Genomic DNA, 18,861 nt, shown 5'->3' on the forward strand with positions numbered 1-18,861 from the left:
TAGAGCATCCATTGCCATGGCAAAGCGTGATTACTACGAGGTCCTTGGACTGGCCAAGAACGCCAGCGAAGAGGACATCAAGAAGGCCTACCGCAAGCTGGCCATGAAATACCACCCTGACCGCAATCAGGGTGACGATGCCAAGAAGGCCGAGGAGAAGTTCAAGGAGGCCAAGGAGGCCTACGAGATGCTCTCCGACGGGCAAAAGCGCGCCGCCTACGACCAGTACGGCCACGCGGGCGTGGACCCCAACATGGGCGCGGGGCGTGGTCCGGGGCCGGAAGGCTTCGGCGGCTTCGCGGAAGCCTTCGGCGACATCTTCGGCGACCTCTTCGGCCAGGGCGGCGGAGCCGCTGGCGGCCGGCGCGGCCCCGGCGGCCAGCAGGTCTACCGCGGCGGCGATCTCAGCTACACCATGGAGATCACGCTGGAGGAGGCGGCCAACGGCAAGGAAACGCAGATCCGCATCCCGAGCTGGGAGACCTGCGAAACCTGCCACGGCAACGGCGCCAAGCCCGGCACCTCGCCCAAGCCCTGCCCTTCGTGCGGCGGCTCCGGCACGGTGCACCTGCGCCAGGGCTTCTTCAGCATCCAGCAGACCTGCCCGCACTGCCACGGCACGGGCCGCATCATTCCCGAGCCCTGCCCAACGTGCTCCGGCGCGGGCAAGCTGCGCAAGCAAAAGACGCTGGAGGTGAAGATCCCCGCCGGCATCAACGAGGGCATGCGCATCCGCTCGGCCGGCAACGGCGAGCCCGGCACCAACGGCGGCCCGCCGGGGGATCTCTACATCGAGATCCGCATCAAGCAGCACGAGATCTTCGAGCGCGACGGCGACGACCTGCATTGCACCGTGCCCGTGGGCATGACGCTGGCCGCCCTGGGCGGCGCGGTGGAAGTGCCCACGTTGGGCGGCAAGGCCGAGATCGAGCTGCCCGAGGGCACCCAGCACGGCAAGACGTTCAGGCTGCGTGGCAAGGGCATCAAGGGCCTGCGCTCCAGCTACCCGGGCGACCTCTACTGCCACGTCGCGGTGGAGACGCCCGTCAAGCTCACCGAGCACCAGCGCAAGCTGCTCAAGGAGCTGGACGAGTCCTTCCGCAAGTCCGGCGACCGCCACTCGCCCAACGCCAAGAGCTTTACCGACCGCATCAAGGACCTCTTCAAGTAGGCCGCGCGGGCGCTCCGGGTCCGATAGGCAGTCGAGCGGACCCGGGTCGCCGGGCGACGCTCGCCACAAGGCAAAAAGCCCCGCGGCTGCACAGGCCGCGGGGCTTTTTTGTGCGCGTGGCGCGCCGGCCGGTCCTCAGTGCAACGGCATGGCCGACAGGCGCAGCTCGCCCTTCCTGTAGGCCTTGGCGGGCACCTGGTAGTAGGCGATGGCCTCGTCGCGCAGGCGGCGGCTGAGCGCGTCGTCCTGGGCGATCTCCTGGCCGGACTCGGCATCGACCACGCGCGAGCGCGCGCCGGGCTTGAGCTCGACCACGCGCCCCTCCTCGTACAGGCCCACCGTCTGGTAGTTGGCCAGCAGCGCGCGCTGGTGCGTCTGGCCCTCGCGCAGGATGTCCTGGCCGAAGAAGCGGCTGTGGTAGCTGAAATTCAGCAGGCCCAGCAGCGTGGGCGCCACGTCGATCTGCGAGGCGATGCTCTCCACCCGCCCCGGCGCGACGTGCTTGGGCGCGTAGATCACCATGGGGATGTGGTAGTTGTCCGGCGGCAGCTCCTGGCGGCCGCGGCCGTTGTGGGTGTGGTCGGCCACGATGACGAAGACGGTGTCGTCGAACCAGGGCTTTTGCCTGGCGCGCTCGATGAAGTCGCCAATGGCCCAGTCGGTGTACTTCACGCCGCCCTCGCGCCCGGTCTTGGACGGGATGTCGATGCGCCCGGCCGTGTAGGTGTAGGGCCGGTGGTTGGACGTCGTCATGACGTGGGCAAAGAAAGGCTTCTTGGCGGCGGCGCGGGCATCGAGCTCGCGCAGGGTGAGGCTGAAGAGGTCCTCGTCGGCCACGCCCCAGATGTTCTCGAAGTGGATCTCGTCGGCCTTGAGCGCCGTGCGGTCGATGACGGTGTAGCCGTTGCCCCCGAAAAAGGCATTCATGTTGTCGAAGTAGCCGTAGCCGCCGTAGATGTAGAGCGGCTCGTAGCCCTTGCTCTTGAACACCTCGCCCACGGTGAAGAGGTCGCCGTTGTCCGGGCGCTTGACGATGGAGTGGCCCGGCGTGGGCGGCACGCTCAGCGACAGCGCCTCCAGCCCGCGCACCGTGCGCGTGCCCGTGGCGTAGAGCCGCGTGAAGAGCAGCCCGTCCTTGGCCAGGCGGTCCAGGTGCGGCGTGAGGCCCTCCTGGTTGCCGAAGCTGCCCAGGAAGCTGGCCGAGAGGCTTTCCACCGACACCAGCACCACGTTGAGCCGCTTCTCCGGCCCCTGGTGCTCCACGTCACGGTCAAACGGGTTGGCGGCCGACGGGCTGCCCAACGTGCGCGACAGCGTGGCGGCGGCCTGCGCGTCCGGCACGGTGCTGTAGAAGCGCTCGTAGTCGATCTCGTTGTGCCAGAAGGCGTGCCAGAAGTCGAAGTAGCCGTTGCCCGCCAGCTCGTTGGCTTGGGCGTCTTCGCTGAACTCCTTGTAGCGCGCGTCCAGGCTGACGTAGGCCAGCACCGGAGCGGCAGCCAGCGCCAGGGCGGCCACGGCGCGGCGGCGCCAGGACAGGGCGAAGTCGCTCCACAATTGCGGCCGGCTCAGCCGGCGCACCAGCAGCACCCACAGCGTCAGCGCCACCGCGCCCACGGCCGAGAGCAGCAGCGGCATGTTGTAGGACTCGCGGATGTTGCCCAGCACCTCGTTGGTGTAGACGAGGTAGTCCACCGCGATGAAGTTGAAGCGCGAGGCGAACTCGTTCCAGAAGGTGAATTCCGACGCGGCGACGAACACCGCCAGCACGCACAGCGGCAGCAGCAACGCCAGCAGCGTCCAGCGCAGCCCGCGCGTGCGCCGTGCCGGCCAGGCCAGCAGCAGCCAGCCCAGCGGCGGCAGGAAGAAGGTGGCCACCCCCAGGTCGAACAAGGCGCCTATGCCCAGGATGGGCAGCAGCCGCCACGGCAGCACCAGCGACCACTGGCCGTTGAAAGCCAGCAGGCCCAGCCGCACCAGGGCGTTGAAGAGCACGAAGCCCAGCACCAGCGGCACCAGGGGTTTCAAGCGCTGAGGAAACCACCGAGTCAGGCCGGCGCCCGCGAAAGCATTGGACATGGGTACTGCAGGGCCCCGCGCTGGAGCCGGCTGGAAAAGAAAAGGCCAGGCGAATGCCGGGCCGGGCGCAGTGTGGCGGCGGTGTCTGAAGAGCTTCTTAACACCCCGCGCACACGGTCTGGCGGGGCTTGCCGGGGGACGGCTTGTGCCGCTCGCCGACAATCACGGCCGATGAGAAAAGGATTGTCATTTCCAGGCGGTACCGCAGCGCCCAACGGCGCGTGGACGCCGCAGGCTCTCGTGATCTTGTGCGCACTGTGGTGCGCAGGGCCGGGCAACTGGCCGCTGTGGCGGCAGCTCATGTCGCTGCCGGAGCTGCAGGGCGGTCGGCTCCCGCTGCTGGCTTCGTGCATGGGCTTGGGCATCGCCGGGGTGCTGGCCGCACTGCTGGCGCCGCTGGCGTGGCCGCGGCTGGTCAAGCCGCTGTTGAGCTTCGCGCTGCTGTGCACCGCGGGGGCGGCGCACTTCATGGGCAGCTACGGCGTGGTGCTGGACACGACCATGATGGTCAACGTGCTGCAGACCGACGCGCGCGAGGTGCGCGACCTGCTGGGCCTGCCGCTGCTCTTGAGTTTCACGTTCCTGGCGCTGCTGCCGATGCTGTGGCTGTGGCGGCGCCCGCTGGCCCGCCCGGGGCTGTGGCGCGGTTTAACCCGCAACGTGGCGATGTTCGTGGGTGGGCTGGCGGTGGCGGCGGGCCTGATCTACGCGACCTTCGCCGACTTCTCCTCGCTCATGCGCAACCACACCACGCTGCGCTACATGATCAGCCCCATCAACGGCTGGTACTCGTTCACGCGCGCCCTGGTGGACGAGCGCTCCACCCGCCGCGACGAACCGCCCGCCCCCGCCGGCCGCGATGCCGCGCTCGCCGCCCGCCGCGCCGGCACGCCGCCGCCGCTGCTGGTGCTGGTGGTGGGCGAAACGGCGCGCGCCGACCACTTCTCGCTCAACGGCTACGGCCGGCCGACCAACCCGGGCCTGTCCAAGCTGCCGGTGGTGAGCTTTACCGACGTGACGTCCTGCGGCACCAGCACGGCCGCTTCGCTGCCGTGCATGTTTTCGCTGCTGGGCCGCGAGGGCTTTCAGTCGCTGAAGCAACCGCAGGAAAACCTGCTGGACGTGCTGCAGCACGCCGGGCTGGCCGTGCTGTGGCTGGACAACCAGTCCGGCTGCAAGGGCTTGTGCAATCGTGTGCACAACGCCATGGCCAGCGATCTGCCTGTCGGCGCGCCGCCCCTGCCGTCGCAACTTTGCAAGGCCGACGGCGAGTGCCTGGACATGGCGCTGCTGCACGGCCTGGACGAGCGCCTGGCGCAATTGCCTGCCGACCAGCGTGAGCGCGGCGTCGTGCTGGTGCTGCACCAGATGGGCAGCCACGGCCCGGCCTACTTCCTGCGCTCGCCGCCAAATGCGAAACCCTTCCAGCCGGAGTGCACCAACACCGCGCTGCAGCACTGCGACCCGCAGGCGCTGGTGAACGCCTACGACAACTCCATCGCCTACACCGACCAGGTGCTCACGGCGCTGACGGGCTGGCTGCAGCAGCGCACCCAGGCCTGGACGCCGGGGCTGCTGTACGTGTCCGACCACGGCGAGTCCTTGGGCGAGAACAACCTGTACCTGCACGGCCTGCCCTACGGCATGGCGCCGCGCGCCCAAAAGCACGTGCCCATGGTCGCCTGGTGGCCACGGGCCACCGAAGCCGCCACGGGCCTGAGCCTGGATTGCCTGCGCCAGCGGCGCGACGAGGCGCTGTCGCACGACCACCTCTCCCACAGCGTGCTGGGCTGGATGCAGGTGCAAACCAGCGCCTACCGCCCCGAGCTGGACATTTTCAAAAGCTGCCGCAAGCCCTGAACTTTGCGGCGGGGCGGGCTTTGCAAGGCCCGCTTTGGATCGGGTGAATCCCTGCCGCACCCTGGCTGGGCCAGCGCTGAAAAGCGCCGCCCTCGCCGCCGCCGGCGGTGTCCGGTCAGAACAGCTCGCCCTGCACGCCCGCCGCCGGCACCGACACGCCAGCGGCCTGGGCCGCCGGCCGGGGTGCAGCAGGCGCCGCAGCGCCGCAAGCGACGGGCACGGGCCGCTGGAACTGCGACAAATCCAGCGCCAGCGGCTGCAGGTTGAGGCCCAGGCGGGCGCAGGCCTTGTGCAGGCGCTGCGACAGCAGCTCGCCCCAGACGCCCTGCCCGCGCATGCGGTGGCCGAAGCGCGAGTCGTTCTCGCGCCCGCCGCGCAGCTCGCGCATGCGCGCCATCACGTGCGCCGCGCGCTGCGGGAAATGCTGGTGCAGCCATTGCTGGAACAGCGGGTTCACCTCCCAGGGCAGGCGCAGCGCGATGCTGAAGGCACGGCTGGCGCCGGCGTCGCGCGCGGCCTCCAGGATGCGCTCCAGCTCCGGCTCGTTGAGCAGCGGGATCAGCGGCGAGACGCTCACGCCCACCGGCACGCCCGCGCGCGCCAGCGTTTCCATCGTCCGCAGCCGGCGTGCCGGCGCCGTGGCGCGGGGCTCCATCAGCCGCGCCAGCTTCGCGTCCAGCGTGGTGATGGAGACGTAGACGGCAGCCAGCCGCTGCGCGGCCATGGGGGCGATGAGATCCAGGTCACGCTCTATGCCGGAGGACTTGGTGACGATGCTGAAGGCGTGCCGGTGCTCGGCCAGCACTTCGATCAGGCCGCGCGTGATGCGCAACTGGCGCTCGGCCGGCTGGTAGGCGTCGGTGGCCGAGCCCAGGCTCAGGAGCGACGGTTCGTAGCTTGGGCTGGCGAAGGCCTCGCGCAGCTTTTGCGCCGCGTTGGTCTTGGCGACGATGCGCGTTTCGAAGTCCAACCCCGGCGAGAGGTCCAGGTAGCTGTGCGTGGGCCGCGCGAAGCAGTAGATGCAGCCGTGCTCGCAGCCCCGGTAAGGGTTGATGGACAGGTCGAAGGGGATGTCCGGCGAGTCGTTGCCCGCCAGGATGCTGCGCGCCGATTGCTCGATGATTTGCGTGCGCGGCGCGGCGCGCTCCTGCAGCGCGGCCTGCGCCAGCGTCCCCCAGCCATCGTCGAAACCCTCGCGGTCCACCGCCTCGAAGCGCGAGGCGATGTTGCGCGACGCGCCTCTGCCCTTGAAGGGCACGAAGTGCACGGGAGCGACGCCAGGGGCGTGCGCGGCGGCGTCAGGCGGTCGAGCGGTACGCATACTGTATATTTATACAGTTACCTGCCGCTGCGCAAGCCCCTTGTGGGGGCGGTGGCCGCCCTGCCACGCGAGGTGGCGCCGGGCTGGAGAAGGTTGGCGTTAGCCGTCGTAGGCGCTACCAGGCGCCAGGTTGTCGAACTTAGTCAGCGGCTTCAGGAAGGTCAGCTTCACCGTGCCCACGGGGCCGTTACGCTGCTTGCCGATGATGACCTCGGCCACGCCCGGCTCCTTGGACTCCTTGTTGTAGTACTCGTCGCGGTAGATGAACATGATCACGTCCGCGTCCTGCTCGATGGCGCCGGACTCGCGCAGGTCGCTCATCATGGGCCGCTTGTCGGGGCGCGTTTCCACCGAGCGATTGAGCTGCGACAGCGCGATCACCGGGCAGTGCAGCTCCTTGGCCAGGGCCTTCAGGCCGCGGGAAATCTCGCCGATGACGGTGGCGCGGTTTTCCTCGTTGGCGCCGGAGCCGCTCATGAGCTGCAGGTAGTCGATGACGATGAGGCCCAGCCGCCCGCATTGGCGCGCCTGGCGCCGGGCGCGGGCGCGCAGCTCGGCGGGATTGAGGGCGGGCGTCTCGTCGATGAAGACGCTGGCCTTGCTCAGGCGGTCCACGGTCTCGGTGAGGCGGCTCCACTCGTCGTCGCGCAGTGCGCCGGTGCGCAGGTGCTGCTGGTCGATGCGGCCCAGCGAGCCCACCATGCGCAGCGCCAGTTGCGCGGCGCCCATTTCCATGGAGAACACCACCACGGGCAGGCCTTCGTGCACGGCCACGTGCTCGGCGATGTTCAGGGCGAAGGCCGTCTTGCCCATGGACGGCCGCGCGGCCAGCACGATCAGGTCGCCCGGCTGCAGCCCGGCGGTCATGCGGTCCATGTCGTAGAAGCCGGTGCGCACGCCGGTGACTTCCTCGGCGCCGTTCTCGGCCAGCTCCGTCACGCGGTCGATGAGCTGCATGACCAGGTGGTCCATGCTCTGGAAGCCCGCCTTCTGGCGCGAGCCCTCCTCGCCGATCTTGAAGATCTTGCCCTCGGCCTCGTCCAGGATCTGCGACACGGCGCGGCCCTGGGGGTTGAAGGCGTTGGTGGCGATCTCGTCGCTGGCCTCGATGAGCTTGCGCAGGATGGCGCGCTCGCGAACGATTTCGGCGTAGCGGCGCAGGTTGGCGGCGCTGGGCACGCTTTGCGCCAGCGCGTTGAGGTAGGCCAGGCCGCCGCACTCCTCGGCCTTGCCCAGGCTTTGGAGCTGCTCGAAGACGGTGATGACGTCGGCGGGCTTGCTGCCGCTGATGAGGTTGCCGACGGCCGCGTAGATCAGCCGGTGCTCGTAACGGTAGAAATCACCCTCGGAGAGCGTGTCGCCGGCACGGTCCCAGGCGGCGTTGTCCAGCAGCAGGCCGCCGAGCACGCTTTGCTCGGCTTCGATCGAATGGGGCGGGACGCGCAGGCGCGCCACCTCGTCGTCGCGCGGGGCGGAGGAGGCGTCACGGGGGGGGAATACGGCAGGCATCGCGGGATGATACGGCGCGGCCGGGACCGCTTTGGCCGGCGGGGCGGGCGGCGCTGGATACCTGCCAAGCCCTGAAGGATTCGCTTGGCAAGCCCGGCCGGCACCCCGCCGGGCGCGGTGCACGGCACATCGGGAAACCCAAAGAAAAAGGCCGGCATGGCCGGCCCTTCGTGGTCCGCGCGGGCATGAAGCCCGCGGCGGCTCGTGCGCTTGAAGGCGCTTATTCCGCTTCGGCGACGACCTTGATGGTCAGCTCGACCACCACGTCGGTGTGGGCGGCCACGTTCACCGGGAACTCGCCGACGGCCTTGAGCGGGCCGTTGGGCAGGCGCACTTGCGACTTGACGATCTCGAAGCCCTTGGCCTTGAGCGCGTCGGCGATGTCGGCGTTGGTCACCGAGCCGAACAGGCGGCCGTCCACGCCCGCCTTCTGGGCGATCTGGACGGTCTGGCCGGCCATGCGCTCGCCCAGGGCTTGGGCGGCGGTCAGCTTCTCGGCGGCGGCCTTTTCGAGCTCGGCGCGGCGGGTGGCGAATTCCTGCAGCGCGGCCTCGGTGGCGCGGCGCGCCTGCTTGGTCGGGATCAGGAAGTTGCGGGCGTAGCCGTCCTTGACTTTGACGACGTCACCCAGGTTGCCCAGGTTGGCGATCTTTTCGAGCAGGATCACTTGCATGGTGCTGCTTCCCTATCAGAGCTTGTGCTGGTCGCTGTACGGCAGCATCGCCAGGAAGCGCGCGCGCTTGATGGCGGTGGTCAGCTGACGCTGGTAGAAGGCGCGCGTGCCGGTCAGGCGGGCCGGCGTGATCTTGCCGTTCTCGCCGACGAAGTCGCGCAGCGTGTCGATGTCCTTGTAGTCGATCTGCTCGACACCGGCGACGGTGAAGCGGCAGAAGCGCTTGCGGCGGAACAGCAGCGATTGCTGGTTGCGCTTGGGCTTGCGGTCCTTGTTCAGGCGACCTTTTCCACGGGGCGGGGCCATAGTGACTCCTTGAATCCAGATTCGAAATTGCGAACAGTTCGGCGCGGCTTGACGGTTGAGGTGTCAGTCCAGCGCCGTGACATGGAAGAGCAGACCGCGTCCACTGCGCCCTGCACTGAGGAAACCGGCGAACTCGCCGCCGTCTCCCAGCGCCAGAGCGCCCACGCGCCGCGTGATCTCCCCTATCGCCACCGCGCGGATCTCCAGCGAGACCCGGCGCGGCTGGCCGTCTTCCAGGACTTGCGACTCGTGCTTGAGTCCCAGGTCCAGGGCCGGCAGCCCGGCGGGGGTGTAGCGCAGGGCACCGCGTTCGACGAGCTGGGCACTGAGCACCAGCCGGTTGACGCCTGCGGCGGCCTGCATCGGCGGCGGCGCGGACGACGCGCCAGCGCTCATCAGGCGGCGCTCTCCTGAGCGGCCTTGCGAGCTTCTTCCTTCTCAACGGCCTTCATCATCACCGACGGGCTCGTTTCAGCCTTGTCCTTGGCGACGGTCAGGTGGCGCAGCACGGCGTCGTTGAAGCGGAAGCCGGTTTCCAGCTCGCCCAGCGTTTCCTTGCTGCACTCGATGTTCAGGCACAGGTAGTGCGCCTTGGCCAGCTTCTGGATCAGGTAGGCCAGTTGACGGCGGCCCCAGTCCTCGACGCGGTGCACCTTGCCACCACCGTTGGTGACCAGGGTTTTGTAGCGTTCCAGCATGGCCGGAACCTGTTCGCTCTGATCCGGGTGGATCAGCAGGATGATTTCGTAATGACGCATGAAGACTCCTTGTGGGTTTCCAAAAACGGAAAGCCGCTCCTCTGCGTCTTGAAGAGGAACGGCAAGGCAAGCCCGCGATTATAGCAGTGGAGTGGGGAAAGCCCCAAACCGGGGGTCTCGGGCCTGCAACGGCATGCGTGAAAAAGCCCAAGCAGGCTTGGGCTTTCGAAGGGAATTCACCCGCGGCGGCGGCGCTGCGCGCGCAACCGCCGGGTGAAAGCTCAGCGCCGGATCAGCGCTTGGCCAGGCGCTGCCAGGTCTCGACCACGCTGTCGGGGTTGAGCGAGATGGAGACGATGCCCTCGGAGGCCAGCCAGTCGGCGAAGTCCGGGTGGTCGCTGGGGCCCTGGCCGCAGATGCCCACGTACTTGCCGGTGGCGCGGCAGGCGGCGATGGCACGCGAGATCAGCGCCTTGACGGCGGGGTCGCGCTCGTCGAAGTCGTTGGCCAGCAGCTCCAGGCCGGAGTCGCGGTCCAGGCCCAGCGTGAGCTGCGTCAGGTCGTTGGAGCCGATGGACATGCCGTCGAAGTGCTCCAGGAACTGCTCGGCCAGGATGGCGTTGCTGGGCACCTCGCACATCATGATGAGCTTCAGGCCGTCCTGGCCGCGCTTCAAGCCGCGGTTGGCCAGCATCTCGCCCACCTTCTGCGCCTGCGCCACGGTGCGCACGAACGGCACCATGATCTCGACGTTGGTCAGGCCCATGTCGTTGCGCACGCGCTTGAGCGCCTCGCACTCCATGCCGAAGGCGTCGCTGAAGTCGCCGCTGATGTAGCGGGAGGCGCCGCGGAAGCCCAGCATGGGGTTCTCTTCGTCCGGCTCGTAGCGGGTGCCGCCGATGAGCTTGCGGTACTCGTTGGACTTGAAGTCCGACAGGCGCACGATCACGGGCTTGGGCCAGAAGGCCGCGGCGATGGTGGCCACGCCTTCGGCGAGCTTGTCCACGTAGAAGGCGCGCGGCGAGGCGTGGCCGCGGGCCACGGACTCCACGGCCTTCTTCAGGTCGTCGTCGATGTTGGGATAGTCGAGGATGGCCTTGGGGTGGACGCCGATGTTGTTGTTGATGATGAATTCCAGCCGCGCCAGGCCCACGCCCGCGCTGGGCATCTGGGCGAAGTCGAAGGCGAGCTGCGGGTTGCCCACGTTCATCATGATCTTGATGGGGCAGTACGGCATTTCGCCGCGCTGCACCTCGCTGATCTCGGTTTCCAGCAGGCCGTCGTAGATGAAGCCCGTGTCGCCCTCGGCGCAGGAGACGGTCACCAGGGCGCCGTCGGCAAGCGTCTCGGTGGCGTCGCCGCAGCCCACCACGGCCGGGATGCCCAGCTCGCGCGCGATGATGGCCGCGTGGCAGGTGCGGCCGCCGCGGTTGGTGACGATGGCCGAGGCGCGCTTCATCACCGGCTCCCAGTTGGGGTCGGTCATGTCGGCCACCAGCACGTCGCCGGGCTGCACGCGCTCCATCTCGGCGATGCTGCGCACCAGGCGCACGGGGCCGGTGCCGATCTTCTGGCCGATGGCGCGGCCTTCGGCCAGCACGGTGCCCTTGCCCTTGAGCTTGTAGCGGTGCTCGACCTTGCCTTCGGCCTGGCTCTTCACCGTCTCGGGGCGGGCCTGCAGGATGTAGAGCTGGCCGTCCTCGCCGTCCTTGCCCCACTCGATGTCCATCGGACGGCCGTAGTGCTGCTCGATGATGAGGGCGAACTTGGCCAGCTCCACCACGTCGGCATCGTTCAGCGCGTAGCGGTTGCGCTGCTCAGGCGGCGTGTCCACGGTGCGCACCAGGCGGCCGGTGGCGGCCTTTTCCTCGGGGCTGGCGAACTCCATGCGGATGAGCTTGGAGCCCAGGTTGCGGCGGATGACGGAGAACTTGCCCGCCTTGAGCGCCGGCTTGTGCACGTAGAACTCGTCGGGGTTGACGGCACCCTGCACCACCGTCTCGCCCAGGCCGTAGCTGGCGGTGATGAAGACCACGTCCTTGAAGCCGCTCTCGGTGTCGATGGTGAACATCACGCCGGCGGCCCCCAGGTCGGAGCGCACCATGCGCTGCACGCCCGCAGACAAGGCCACGTCGCTGTGGGCGAAGCCCTTGTGCACGCGGTAGCTGATGGCGCGGTCGTTGTAGAGCGAGGCGAACACTTCCTTCATCTTGTGAAGGATGTCGTCGATGCCGCTGACGTTGAGGAAGGTCTCCTGCTGGCCGGCGAAGGAGGCGTCAGGCAGGTCTTCGGCGGTGGCGGAGGAACGCACGGCGAAGCTGGCGCCGGGGTGGCCAGCGGTCAGCCGGGCGAAGTCCTCGCGCACGGCGGCTTCAAAGGCGGGCGGGAACGGGGCGTCCGTCACCCAGCCGCGGATCTCGGCGCCGGCCTCGGTGAGGGCGCGCACGTCGTCCACGTCCAGGCTGGACAGCCGGGCGTTGATCTTCTCGGTGAGGTCGTTGAACTTCAGGAACTCGCGGAAGGCATGCGCCGTGGTGGCGAAGCCCGTGGGCACGCGCACGCCGGTGGCGGCGAGCTGGCTGATCATTTCGCCCAGCGAGGCGTTCTTGCCGCCGACCGACTCGACGTCGGTCATGCGCAGCTGCTCGAAAGGCAGGACCAGTGCGGTCGCGGCTTGAAGGTTGGACATGGAAAAGCTCCGTGATGATGGGAAACCTGGAGCCCTGCGCGCAGCCGCTGACACGTCACGCGTGTGACAAGTCACGCGTGCCTGATGTGCACTTGTTCTTGGTGTTCTTGAATGGACAGGCCCGGGACGCTGGTGCCGACGGGGCCGCAAGGCGAATGCGCAGGATTCTACGCAAGCGCCACCTATGATCGTGACAACTCCTGCACTTGCGGTAAGTCATGCCCAACAGAACCGTGTTCTTTGTCTCCGATGGCACCGGCATCACCGCCGAGACTTTCGGCAACTCCATCCTGGCGCAGTTCCCGGCCAAGCACCGGCATGTGCGGCGTCCCTTCATAGACAGCGTCGAGAAGGCCACCCACGTGGCCGCGGAGATCGAGGCCACGGCGCAACGCGAAGGCAAGCGGCCCATCATTTTCCTCACGCTGGTCAACGAGGACGTGCGCCGCATCCTCAAGGAGTCGCCGCACGGGCTGGTGCTGGACATGTTCAACACCTTCGTCGAGCCGCTGGAGGCGGAGTTCGGCGTGAAGTCCAACCACCGCGTGGGCCGCTTCTCCGACGTGGCCAAGAGCGAGGAGTACAACGAGCGAATCGAGGCCATCAACTTCTCGCTGGCACATGACGACGGCCAGTCCGCCCGCAACCTGGAGAGCGCCGACGTGATCCTGGTGGGCGTGAGCCGCAGCGGCAAGACGCCCACCTCGCTCTACCTGGCCATGCAGCACGGCATCAAGGCCGCCAACTACCCGCTCATCCCCGACGACTTCGAGCGCCACCAGATCCCCTCGTCGCTGGCGCCGCACAAGCGCAAGTGCTTCGGCCTGAGCATCGACCCCGAGCGCCTGGCGCAAATCCGCAACGAGCGCCGCCCGGACAGCAAGTACGCCTCGCTGGAGAACTGCCGCTGGGAGGTGCGCCAGGCCGAGCAGATGATGCGCCGCGAAGGCATCAGCTGGCTGAGCTCCACGCACAAGTCCATCGAGGAGATCGCCACCACCATCCTGCGCGACATCCGGCCCGACCGATTGATTTACTGAGGCCAAACCCCTTCCCATACAAAACGGCAGCTCAGGCTGCCGTTTTTATTTTTGTACCGCCCTTCCCCACCGGCGTGCATTTGGCGCAAGGCCAAAAGTCACATTTCCCAAGCCATGACATTCTCCCCGCGATTCGAACGGGGATAAGCCCCATATCGTCCACCGCCGGCATTTTCAAATGAGCGCGGCGATTTACAGGGAGTTCCCTCTCCCCCTTGGCCTTCACCCCTCAGGGGGGTGCATTTAAATTACTCCGCACCTAAAGTGCACATATCGAAGCGCCGGATATAAACCACAGCCTGCCGACAAGGCTGCTCGACGGCGCCGACATAAAACCTTTTTCCCCAACCCCACGGACCGAATATCCAACATTCGGGAAAGGACGCCGTGCACGCAAAATCTTTATTCAGCCCTCATTGCCGAACACATTCTCATAGCCACCCCGGAGTACAAGCATGACCCACACGACGCTTCAATATACCCTGGCCTCGGCCGCCTTCGCCCTGGGCCTGTCGCTGCAAACGCTGCCCGCCCAAGCCAAGGACAACAAGGCCGACCTGGACGATGCCCCCACGGCATCGGCCAGCGGCTCGCCCCTTGGGCCGGCCGTTTATGGCGACAAAATATCGCTGGGCGCCGGCCATATCCGCACCTTCACGCGGCATTACCAAAACGGAACGCCCTATGCCATCGGCGTGCGCTTCCCCGGCGCCACCCTCAAGCAATTGCCCACGGAACCCAACGACGGCCTCAATTGCTGGGACCTCAACGCCGACAACCGGATCGACCTGCACGACGAATGCTCAGGCGGCCACAACCGCAGCCTGTTTTTCGGCAAAAACAACACGCCCTTCCAATGGATTTCCGTGGATTGGGAGCCTCATGGCCATGTACCTGAGGATATTTATGGCGCCCGCCATTTCGATTTCCACTTCTACATGACCGGCTTCGTGGAGCGCAACCAGATTGCGGTCGGCCCCTGCATGCCGGGCACCATCAACTGCGCGCAACACGAGGTCGCGGTTCGCCCCGTGGCAGCGCAATACCTGCACCCCGACTTCTTCAACACCAACCTGGCCTTCTCCCGCATGGGCAACCATTGGGCCGACCGCACCAGCCCGGAATTCCACGGCCAGCCCTTCACCCAGACTTTCATATTGGGCTCCTACGATTCGAAAATCACCTTTTACGAGCCCATGGTGAGCCTGGATTACCTGCTGAGCAAGCCCAACCAGTGCCACCCCGTCAAGCAGCCGGCCAAGTTCCAATCGGCGGGTTATTACCCCACCGAATACTGCATACGGCACAACAGCGCCACGGACGTTTATACGGTGTCGCTGCAGAAATTCGTGCGCCGGGCCGCCAACTGAGCGCACACCCTCAACAATAAAAAGCCGACAAAGCGGCAACCATTCCCTCTGACTCATTTTCTACCCCAGGAGCATTATCATGGAACAATTCGATGCCATCGTGATCGGCGCCAGCGTGGCCGGCTCTCCCACCGCCACCTGGCTGGCCCGCAAGGGTTATAAAGTGCTGATGGTGGACAAGGCCACCTTCCCCCGCGACACGAATTCCACGCATTTCGTCTGGCCACGCGGCGTGTCTTATTTGAACCGCCTGGGCGTGGCCGACAAGATCACGGCCACCACGCCGCACTTCACCAACGTCGAGGTGAATATCGAGGGCATACGCCTGCGCGGCCACGTGCCGCTGGCCGACCTCAAAAAGCGCTTCATGGCCCTGCACGGCAATGACCACGGCGTGGTCGGCTATTACAGCGGCCCGCGCCGTTTCCACTTGGACCAATTGCTGCTCGACAACGCCCAGGAAAATGGCGTGGACGTGCGGCTGCGCACCCACCTGCGCGGCCTGCTCATGGAAAACGGCCGCGTGGCGGGTATTCGCGCCGAAACGGCCGACGGCCAGGAATTGCTGGCCCGTGCCCGCGTGGTGATTGGCGCCGACGGCCGGGTTTCATCGTTCGCTTCCATGGTGGGCGCCCAAACCACCCATGTGCGCGAGAAGTCCACGTTTGCCTACTACGGCTATTTCTCCGGCATCGAGAAACCCGAATTGGTTATCCACAAAAGGGGCCGTTTCGGCACCGCCATATTCCCGACCAATGAAAATAAACACTTGGTCCTGGTTTATGGCCCGACCGCGTGGTGGAGCGATTTCAGTGCCCATCCCGGCGAGAATTTCCAGCGCATCCATCGCTACGTCGCGCCGGAGGTGGCCGAGCTCGTGGCGCGCGCGCAGCGCACGGAACCCTTCAAGGCCATGGGCCGCATGGTGGCCTACCACCGGGAGAACTGGGGCAACGGCTGGGCGCTGGTGGGCGACGCCGGCAGCTTCAAGGACCAGTGGACGGCCATGGGCATCACCCACGCGCTGCGCGACGCGGAATTGATCTCCCAATATCTCGATGGGTATTTGCAGGGGGAAGTTTCCTGGTCCGACGCCTTGTCCGCCTATGCCGGCGTGCGCATGCAGGACTATGAAAGCTACTGGAATTTCGTCTGCGACGGCGCCGAAATGCAGCCCTATACCGCCGAACAATTGGCCTACTTCAAGGCCGTGTCGGAAAACCAGGACTCGGTGAACAAACTCATAGGCCAGATTGGCGACACGGTGAAATTCGAGGACTCCATTGCCCTCGACGCATCGCAGCTCGAAAACCACGGCACGCACTTCCGCAGCTTTGAAGCGGCCGGACGCCAGAACTTCGACAACCCCTTCAAGCGCGAGCCCAAGGCCGAACCAGCCCTGGCGTGAAATTGCCTGAACCCTCATCAAGGAGCCCACCATGCCTACCGAAGCACTGCAGCTGGACAGCAAAGTCAAATTTTCCAAGTTCCGCGCGCCGGGCACTTGCGGCGAATTCGTTCAGGGACATATCCAGGGACGGGATTTCCTGGTCAATTGCCCCATCGACCTGTACTCCTATGCCGAAGTAGGCACAGCCGACAACGACGGCCTGCACATCGAGCGGGAAAGCGATTATTTCAAGATTCGCGACACGCTCACGTTGGCGGCTTACGAGCTGTTTTTGCCGCTGCGCCATGACATCCAGGTCAACAGCCCTATTCCGCGCGGCAAGGGCATGGCCTCCAGCTCGGCCGACATTGGCGCGGCGCTGAGCGCGTATCTGCACGCCTGCGGCCAGCAAGTGTCGCCCCATATATTCGCCCGGCTGCTGACCGAAGTGGAACCTTCGGACTGCGTGCATTTCGCCGGCATTGCCCATTTGAATCACCTCACGGGCGATTTGCTGGAGAGTTTGCCGCCCCCTTCCGGCATGCGCGCCCTCATCGTGGATTGCGGCGGCGAAATCGACACGCTGTGCTTTGACCGGCAACGCGCCCGCGCGGTGTACCGCAATCACGAAGATTGCATCACCGAGGCGCTGAGCCTGTTGAAACAGGGTTTGCGTGCCAACGACCCGGCCGTCATCGCCGTGGCCGCCACCATGAGCGCGACGCTGAGCCAGCAAATCCACCGCAAACCCCAATTCGAGGATTTATTGGCTTGCACCACGGAAAAAGGTGCACTGGGGGTCAATTGCGCGCACAGCGGCTCGGTGCTGGGCATTCTTTACCGCGAAGACAGCCGGCTCACGCACGAATTGCTGGACACGGTGCGCCGGGAATTCGGCGATTCACTGTCCATCGTGGGCGACTACAGAATCATTGGCGGAGGCTGCGATGCCCTCTGACAACGGCCTGGCCATTTTCGACACGCGGTTTCACAACCCGTCCATCTTCAGCATCCGCGCCACGGCGAACGCCAGGGACGTGCTGGATTTCTGCGTACCGGCCAATCCCTATTTTCCGCCACCCGCGCTGGTGGATCGCATCCAGGCCGGCCTGGCCGACACCTTGAAGTACTACCCGGACTACGCTCCGGTGCACCAGGAAAACATCAGCCGCCTGATCGGCCTGCCGGCCGAAAACATCGTCGTGGCCAACGGGGTGACGGAAATCATCACCCAGCTCTGCCTGGCCGCCGAGGCGCCATTGCTCACCGACGTGCCCACCTTCGGCCGCTGGACGGATTTGCCGCTGCAATACGGCATGCCCATTCATTTCCTGGAGCGGCGCAGGGAAAACGGGTTTCGCCTGACGGTGGAAGAGATCGTCGCCAAGGTGAAATCCACCCAGGCCCGCACTTTCATCCTCTGCAATCCCAGCAACCCGACCGGGGCCTGTTCCAGCGAGGCGGATATCGCCCGCCTGCTGGGCGAATTGAGACACCTGGCGCTGGTCGTCATCGATGAATCCTTCATCGATTTCGCCGCCACACCCTCGGCCGAGCGGCTGGTGCTGCGCCACGACAACGCCATGGTGGTGAAAAGCATGGGCAAGTCCCTGGGCTGGCACGGCATGCGCCTGGGTTATGGCGTGGCTCACACGGCGCTGGCCGAGCGGGTGCGTGCACGCCTGCCTTACTGGAATATCAACGGCCTGGCGGGCCAGGTGCTCAGGGACTTGCAGGACTTCCACGAGGAATACCGCGCGAGCTTCCCCAAGGTCGCCGCGGACAGGCGCTACATGCAGGAGCGCTTGGGAGAAATCAGCACTCTGGTGGTTTATCCCTCGGAGGCGAATTTCATCCTCGTCGAATTGCCGGCCGGGGTTTCCGGCAAGGCGCTGCGCAACGATTTACTGCAGCGCCACGCCATCTTCGTGCGCGAGTGCAGCAACAAGGTGGGCGGCAGCGAAGCCCTGCTGCGCCTGGTGGTGCGCAAGCGGCCGGACGTGGACCGGCTGGTCGCGGCCCTCAAGGACGTGCTCGCCACGGCCTGAGCCCGCCCGCTTCAAGCCACTCAGGTCACGGCAGCCCCGGCAGCGCCGGGGCCGCCGTGCTGTTCGCTGTGAAGCGGCACCGGCGGCCACACCGCCATCGCCGCTTCCACCACCTGCTCCAGCTTGGGCAGGCCCGCGCCATTGCGTGCCATCACGCTCATGCCCGCCACCGTGGCGATGAAGAAGGCGGCCAGCGCGGTGGCATCCGCCGCGGCGGGCAACTGAGCGTCCGCCTGCGCCTGCGCCAGCCGCTGGCGCAACAAGCCCTCGTTGCCCTGCAGCGCCTGCCGCAAGGCCTGCTCCACCCCCGGCGACATGGCGCTGGTCCCGCAATCGGCCGCGCCGGTGACGATGAAGCAGCCGCCGGGCAGCTGCGGATCGGCAAACAGCGCGGCCAGCGCGCGCAGGAACTCCCACACCGCCTCACGCCCGTCCGGGTTGGCCAGCATGCGCGCCGCCAGGCCGCTCAGGCGCCGCTCGGCATAGCGGCTCAGCGCCGCCAGGTACAGCCGCTCCTTGTCGCCGAAGGCGGCGTACAGGCTGGGCTTGTTGATGCCCATCTCGGCCGTCAGCTCCGACAGCGAGGCCTTCATGAAGCCCTGGCGCCAGAACACGCGCAGCGCGGCGTCCAGCGCCTGGTCAGCGTCAAAGGAGCGGGGGCGTCCGCGTTCCGTCGCCATGGCGGGTCTCCAAAAGGTTCTTGAAAATTA

General features: G+C 66.6%; 16 protein-coding genes. 7 read left to right on the forward strand and 9 right to left on the reverse strand.

Features of this window, described 5'->3' with window-relative positions; all coding sequences use genetic code 11:
* Nucleotides 1–16 precede the first annotated feature (16 nt).
* Nucleotides 17–1,171: a molecular chaperone DnaJ gene (gene dnaJ, locus ALA01S_RS09305; RefSeq protein WP_066335141.1), complete on the forward strand. Its 1,155-nt coding sequence runs from the start codon at nt 17–19 to the stop codon at nt 1,169–1,171.
* 135 nt (nt 1,172–1,306) lie between these two features.
* On the opposite strand, the gene ALA01S_RS09310 is transcribed toward dnaJ, so the two are convergent.
* The gene (locus tag ALA01S_RS09310) at nt 1,307–3,247 is read right to left on the reverse strand and encodes an LTA synthase family protein (protein WP_066335143.1); all 1,941 of its coding nucleotides are present in this window, start codon (nt 3,245–3,247) and stop codon (nt 1,307–1,309) included.
* A gap of 240 nt (nt 3,248–3,487) precedes the next feature.
* On the opposite strand from ALA01S_RS09310, the gene ALA01S_RS09315 reads away from it, so the two are divergent.
* Nucleotides 3,488–5,107 carry a phosphoethanolamine transferase gene (locus ALA01S_RS09315; RefSeq protein WP_169805886.1) on the forward strand — a complete coding sequence of 540 codons (1,620 nt, stop codon included), beginning with the start codon at nt 3,488–3,490 and terminating at the stop codon, nt 5,105–5,107.
* A gap of 115 nt (nt 5,108–5,222) precedes the next feature.
* Here the strand turns inward: ALA01S_RS09315 and ALA01S_RS09320 are convergent, their stop codons facing one another.
* The 7 genes from ALA01S_RS09320 to ppsA all read right to left on the reverse strand — a co-directional run bounded on the left by ALA01S_RS09320 (nt 5,223) and on the right by ppsA (nt 12,303).
* Nucleotides 5,223–6,428, reverse strand: coding sequence for a PA0069 family radical SAM protein (locus ALA01S_RS09320; protein WP_084267381.1), 1,206 nt, complete (start codon nt 6,426–6,428; stop codon nt 5,223–5,225).
* A gap of 99 nt (nt 6,429–6,527) precedes the next feature.
* Complete coding sequence (gene dnaB / locus ALA01S_RS09325; RefSeq protein ID WP_066335149.1) at nt 6,528–7,937, reverse strand: replicative DNA helicase; 1,410 nt, start codon at nt 7,935–7,937, stop codon at nt 6,528–6,530.
* A gap of 220 nt (nt 7,938–8,157) precedes the next feature.
* Complete coding sequence (gene rplI, locus ALA01S_RS09330) at nt 8,158–8,610, reverse strand: 50S ribosomal protein L9 (RefSeq protein WP_066335152.1); 453 nt, start codon at nt 8,608–8,610, stop codon at nt 8,158–8,160.
* Nucleotides 8,611–8,625: 15 nt separating this feature from the next.
* Entirely contained in the window at nt 8,626–8,916 is a 291-nt protein-coding gene (gene rpsR / locus ALA01S_RS09335) for a 30S ribosomal protein S18 (protein WP_066335155.1), read from the reverse strand.
* Between the two features lie 63 nt (nt 8,917–8,979).
* Nucleotides 8,980–9,312 (reverse strand): primosomal replication protein N, encoded by a 333-nt coding sequence (gene priB, locus ALA01S_RS09340; RefSeq protein WP_238455744.1) that lies wholly within the window; start codon nt 9,310–9,312, stop codon nt 8,980–8,982.
* Nucleotides 9,312–9,674: a 30S ribosomal protein S6 gene (gene rpsF, locus ALA01S_RS09345; RefSeq protein WP_066335157.1), complete on the reverse strand. Its 363-nt coding sequence runs from the start codon at nt 9,672–9,674 to the stop codon at nt 9,312–9,314. The genes priB and rpsF overlap by 1 nt, the downstream gene beginning before the upstream one ends.
* 232 nt (nt 9,675–9,906) lie before the next feature.
* Nucleotides 9,907–12,303 carry a phosphoenolpyruvate synthase gene (gene ppsA / locus ALA01S_RS09350; protein WP_066335160.1) on the reverse strand — a complete coding sequence of 799 codons (2,397 nt, stop codon included), beginning with the start codon at nt 12,301–12,303 and terminating at the stop codon, nt 9,907–9,909.
* A 218-nt stretch (nt 12,304–12,521) separates the two neighbouring features.
* Here ppsA and ppsR point away from each other — a divergent pair, with 218 nt between their 5' ends.
* The 5 genes from ppsR to ALA01S_RS09375 all read left to right on the forward strand — a co-directional run bounded on the left by ppsR (nt 12,522) and on the right by ALA01S_RS09375 (nt 18,151).
* Complete coding sequence (gene ppsR / locus ALA01S_RS09355) at nt 12,522–13,343, forward strand: posphoenolpyruvate synthetase regulatory kinase/phosphorylase PpsR (protein ID WP_066335162.1); 822 nt, start codon at nt 12,522–12,524, stop codon at nt 13,341–13,343.
* Nucleotides 13,344–13,798: 455 nt separating this feature from the next.
* Nucleotides 13,799–14,713, forward strand: coding sequence for a hypothetical protein (locus ALA01S_RS09360; RefSeq protein ID WP_066335165.1), 915 nt, complete (start codon nt 13,799–13,801; stop codon nt 14,711–14,713).
* A 79-nt stretch (nt 14,714–14,792) separates the two neighbouring features.
* Entirely contained in the window at nt 14,793–16,121 is a 1,329-nt protein-coding gene (locus tag ALA01S_RS09365; RefSeq protein WP_084267382.1) for an NAD(P)/FAD-dependent oxidoreductase, read from the forward strand.
* Nucleotides 16,122–16,152: 31 nt separating this feature from the next.
* Nucleotides 16,153–17,061 carry a GHMP family kinase ATP-binding protein gene (locus ALA01S_RS09370; RefSeq protein ID WP_066335169.1) on the forward strand — a complete coding sequence of 303 codons (909 nt, stop codon included), beginning with the start codon at nt 16,153–16,155 and terminating at the stop codon, nt 17,059–17,061.
* Nucleotides 17,051–18,151 (forward strand): pyridoxal phosphate-dependent aminotransferase, encoded by a 1,101-nt coding sequence (locus ALA01S_RS09375; RefSeq protein WP_066335170.1) that lies wholly within the window; start codon nt 17,051–17,053, stop codon nt 18,149–18,151. The genes ALA01S_RS09370 and ALA01S_RS09375 overlap by 11 nt, the downstream gene beginning before the upstream one ends.
* 20 nt (nt 18,152–18,171) lie before the next feature.
* Here ALA01S_RS09375 and ALA01S_RS09380 read toward each other — a convergent pair whose 3' ends face one another.
* On the reverse strand, nt 18,172–18,831 hold the full coding sequence (locus ALA01S_RS09380) for a TetR/AcrR family transcriptional regulator (RefSeq protein ID WP_066335171.1): 660 nt from the start codon (nt 18,829–18,831) through the stop codon (nt 18,172–18,174).
* Between the last annotated feature and the right edge of the window lie 30 nt (nt 18,832–18,861).

Source organism: Azohydromonas lata NBRC 102462 (assembly GCF_001571085.1).
GTDB classification, from domain to species: Bacteria; Pseudomonadota; Gammaproteobacteria; order Burkholderiales; family Burkholderiaceae_C; genus Azohydromonas; species Azohydromonas lata.

Excerpts from the sequence above, each read along its gene's own strand:
- dnaJ (WP_066335141.1), top strand. The coding sequence starts at position 17 with ATGGCAAAGCGTGATTACTACGAGGTCCTTGGACTGGCCAAGAACGCC.
- ALA01S_RS09310 (WP_066335143.1), bottom strand. The coding sequence starts at position 3,247 with ATGTCCAATGCTTTCGCGGGCGCCGGCCTGACTCGGTGGTTTCCTCAG.
- ALA01S_RS09320 (WP_084267381.1), bottom strand. The coding sequence starts at position 6,428 with ATGCGTACCGCTCGACCGCCTGACGCCGCCGCGCACGCCCCTGGCGTC.
- dnaB (WP_066335149.1), bottom strand. The coding sequence starts at position 7,937 with ATGCCTGCCGTATTCCCCCCCCGTGACGCCTCCTCCGCCCCGCGCGAC.
- rplI (WP_066335152.1), bottom strand. The coding sequence starts at position 8,610 with ATGCAAGTGATCCTGCTCGAAAAGATCGCCAACCTGGGCAACCTGGGT.
- rpsR (WP_066335155.1), bottom strand. The coding sequence starts at position 8,916 with ATGGCCCCGCCCCGTGGAAAAGGTCGCCTGAACAAGGACCGCAAGCCC.
- priB (WP_238455744.1), bottom strand. The coding sequence starts at position 9,312 with ATGAGCGCTGGCGCGTCGTCCGCGCCGCCGCCGATGCAGGCCGCCGCA.
- rpsF (WP_066335157.1), bottom strand. The coding sequence starts at position 9,674 with ATGCGTCATTACGAAATCATCCTGCTGATCCACCCGGATCAGAGCGAA.
- ppsA (WP_066335160.1), bottom strand. The coding sequence starts at position 12,303 with ATGTCCAACCTTCAAGCCGCGACCGCACTGGTCCTGCCTTTCGAGCAG.
- ppsR (WP_066335162.1), top strand. The coding sequence starts at position 12,522 with ATGCCCAACAGAACCGTGTTCTTTGTCTCCGATGGCACCGGCATCACC.
- ALA01S_RS09360 (WP_066335165.1), top strand. The coding sequence starts at position 13,799 with ATGACCCACACGACGCTTCAATATACCCTGGCCTCGGCCGCCTTCGCC.
- ALA01S_RS09365 (WP_084267382.1), top strand. The coding sequence starts at position 14,793 with ATGGAACAATTCGATGCCATCGTGATCGGCGCCAGCGTGGCCGGCTCT.
- ALA01S_RS09370 (WP_066335169.1), top strand. The coding sequence starts at position 16,153 with ATGCCTACCGAAGCACTGCAGCTGGACAGCAAAGTCAAATTTTCCAAG.
- ALA01S_RS09375 (WP_066335170.1), top strand. The coding sequence starts at position 17,051 with ATGCCCTCTGACAACGGCCTGGCCATTTTCGACACGCGGTTTCACAAC.
- ALA01S_RS09380 (WP_066335171.1), bottom strand. The coding sequence starts at position 18,831 with ATGGCGACGGAACGCGGACGCCCCCGCTCCTTTGACGCTGACCAGGCG.